Source organism: Skermanella sp., assembly GCF_059503625.1.
On sequence record NZ_JCACHA010000390.1, the window covers coordinates 1 to 2,552 of the forward strand.

Below are 2,552 nucleotides of genomic sequence, written 5' to 3' on the forward strand. Positions count from 1 at the left end.
CATGGCCCAGTTGTTCGGGTCCTTCTGCAGCTTCATCACTTCGTCGTTGGCATAGGCCGAGCCGGCTGTCGCAATGAACGCAACAGTCGCAAGCAGGATTTTCATCCGGCGCATATATCGTCTCCTCCCAGGTTTGTTGTCTGCCGTACAACACTCACATTAATTTTCTCGATCGACTTCTTTGAATGGCCGACCGTTTTCCGCCTCCTGGCTTATGGGCGAATTTTTTAGAAGATCAGCCTACCTGCTCTTCCGAGGCTCTACAATAAGACTTTAGAAGGCACTGGGGAATTGACCCTAAAGGGTTGATCCGGCGTGTATATGAGGGAAGTGGAGCATTTCTTTCGATGGGTTGTCGGCGCATTTGATCGAACTAAAAGGGCGGAAGAAACTAAGTTTTAAGAAATTCGCAGATTTTTTACTTCGCACATGCAGCAAAAATGTTGGAAGGACTCGCCTGCCTATTGCCATGGACTTGTCAAAGTCTGGCAAAAGGTCAGAACATCCCTAACTTTAGTAAGGCACTTAAATATCACAGTATGGGGCGGGGCACTGGGAAACCTCTCGCTGGTTACCAGTTCGTTAAGACTTGTTCTCTGATGATCCCACCGCTGGACGCATCCAGGAGTCAATGATGATCGAACTCGTTCTGCTGGTCTGCCTTGCCTCGAACCCGACCGAATGTCACAAGGAGTGGCCTCCCTTCGAATCGGCCCAGACGAGCATGCACGCCTGCCTGTTCGAAGGGCAGCGCCAGGCCGTGCAGTGGGCGGAAGCCCATCCCAAATACCGTGTCCGCAAGTGGAGCTGCGGCCTGTCGGCCTCCTGAGCCGTTCCGGTCGGGCGTTTCCGCTCACTTTGGCGGGTCCCCATTGATAGCTCGCCGGTTCCGGCAATTTTCGCTAACCTCCGTCGGCAGGACAGGGCTCGAGAGGCAGGGCCGGAGGACGCGATGATCAGGATCGACATCGGCAAGGACTTCTCGCAGGTGACCGGCGGCCGCCGCCGCGACAGCGGCGCGCACAGCGCCGAAGCTTTCCGGGACGACCTGCTCGTCCCCGCCTTGCGGCGGGGCGGGCGGGTCGTCGTCGACATAACCGGCCCCTCGTACTCCATGGCATGGCTGGAGGAAGCCTTCGGCGCCCTTCAGGACCTGGGCTTCACCCGCGAAGACTTGTCGGACCGCTTGGAGATCGACGCCAAGGGCGACTACCGCTATACCGCCGAAGCAGTCCGCGGCTATATCCTGCGGTCCGATCCGGTCGTTTCCACTACGGAATAAAATCCTTTATTTCGCATCCCGCCCCTTGGCTCGGGAAGGTTTCCACGTTACAGTGAACAAATCATGAACAGCCGCTCGGGATCGATTTCATGTGGGAGGACAAGGCGTTCCTGGGCAGTGTGCTGACCAGTCTTGTCGGTGGCGCACTGGGTGGCGCGCTGCTCATGGCGTTGACCAACACGGTGCTCAGCCGGATCGGCCTGCGAAGCGGCGACCTGACGGCTCGGATCGACGATCTGTGCCGCGACATCGACCGCTATGCCGATATCGGCGTGCTCGTCTGGTCGATGCCCGCCGCCGATCTGGGGGTGGAAGGCATCCGCCTGCGTTCCACGCTCTACGGCTTGCAGCGCCGGATCGAGATGTGGCTGGACCTGCTGGACAGGGAAAGCTGGCTGTTCCGGTTCGACGCCGGGGACGACCTGATCGCCCTGTTCGAGGCCGTCACCGGCGGCGATTTCCCCGAGGCGGACCGTGCAGCCGATCCCGCGCGCTGCCAGGATATCCAGCGGCGGGCCGCCGGCCTGATCGTAGCGATCCGCCGGTCCCGCCGAAGCCTGCTGCACGGGCTCTTCTGACGGGCCTTCCTGGCGGGCTTTTCTGGGGAAGCGTTCGTTCTACTTGGTATTGCTTAAGTATGAGGGATGCCGATGGCCCAGCTTTCCGAGACGGCCCTGATCGAGAAGGTGCTGGAGATACACCACAGGCTCTGCGTCGCCTACCAATGTCCGGTGGCGTATTTCCACAGTCTCGACCCCTTGAGCGAACTGGTCTCGTCGCTGCTGTCGCACCGGACCCGCAACGCCGATTCGGGACGGGCGTTCAAGGCGCTCCGGGCGGCCTATCCGGACTGGGCGGCCGTCCGCGACGCGCCGACCGCCGATATCCAGCAGACCATTGCCGGCGTCACGTGGCCGGAACAGAAGGCGCCGCGAATCCAGCAGATCCTGCGCGGCATCACGGAGCGCCGGGGCGGCGAGCTTTCGCTCGGCTTCCTCGCCGACCTGGAGGTGACGGAAGCGCGGGCGTGGCTGGAAACGCTGTCCGGCGTGGGTCCGAAGACCAGCGCCGCCGTCCTCAGCTTCAGCACGCTGCGCCGGCCGGCCCTGCCGGTGGACAGCCACCACCACCGGGTCGCCGTCAGGACCGGCATGATCCCGCCGACCCTGGCGGTCGGCCCGTCGCATGCCGTGCTCTCGGCGCAGTTGCCGGCGGACTGGGATGCCCAGCGGATCTATGACAACCACGAAGTCATGATGCTGCACGGCCA

4 protein-coding genes are annotated in these 2,552 nt (G+C 61.7%); all 4 read left to right on the forward strand.

Annotation, left to right across the window (positions count from 1 at the left end; translation table 11 throughout):
• The first annotated feature begins 634 nt into the window (after positions 1-634).
• Positions 635-829 carry a hypothetical protein gene (locus tag AC5JJ6_RS08700; protein ID WP_496041654.1) on the forward strand — a complete coding sequence of 65 codons (195 nt, stop codon included), beginning with the start codon at positions 635-637 and terminating at the stop codon, positions 827-829.
• A 123-nt stretch (positions 830-952) separates the two neighbouring features.
• Entirely contained in the window at positions 953-1,282 is a 330-nt protein-coding gene (locus AC5JJ6_RS08705; protein WP_496041655.1) for an STAS-like domain-containing protein, read from the forward strand.
• 89 nt (positions 1,283-1,371) lie between these two features.
• On the forward strand, positions 1,372-1,860 hold the full coding sequence (locus AC5JJ6_RS08710) for a hypothetical protein (protein WP_496041656.1): 489 nt from the start codon (positions 1,372-1,374) through the stop codon (positions 1,858-1,860).
• A 72-nt stretch (positions 1,861-1,932) separates the two neighbouring features.
• Positions 1,933-2,552, forward strand: a 620-nt coding sequence (locus AC5JJ6_RS08715; RefSeq protein WP_496041657.1) for an endonuclease III domain-containing protein, incomplete at its 3' end; no start/stop codon positions are given.

Excerpts from the sequence above, each read along its gene's own strand:
- AC5JJ6_RS08700 (WP_496041654.1), top strand. The coding sequence starts at position 635 with ATGATCGAACTCGTTCTGCTGGTCTGCCTTGCCTCGAACCCGACCGAA.
- AC5JJ6_RS08710 (WP_496041656.1), top strand. The coding sequence starts at position 1,372 with ATGTGGGAGGACAAGGCGTTCCTGGGCAGTGTGCTGACCAGTCTTGTC.
- AC5JJ6_RS08705 (WP_496041655.1), top strand. The coding sequence starts at position 953 with ATGATCAGGATCGACATCGGCAAGGACTTCTCGCAGGTGACCGGCGGC.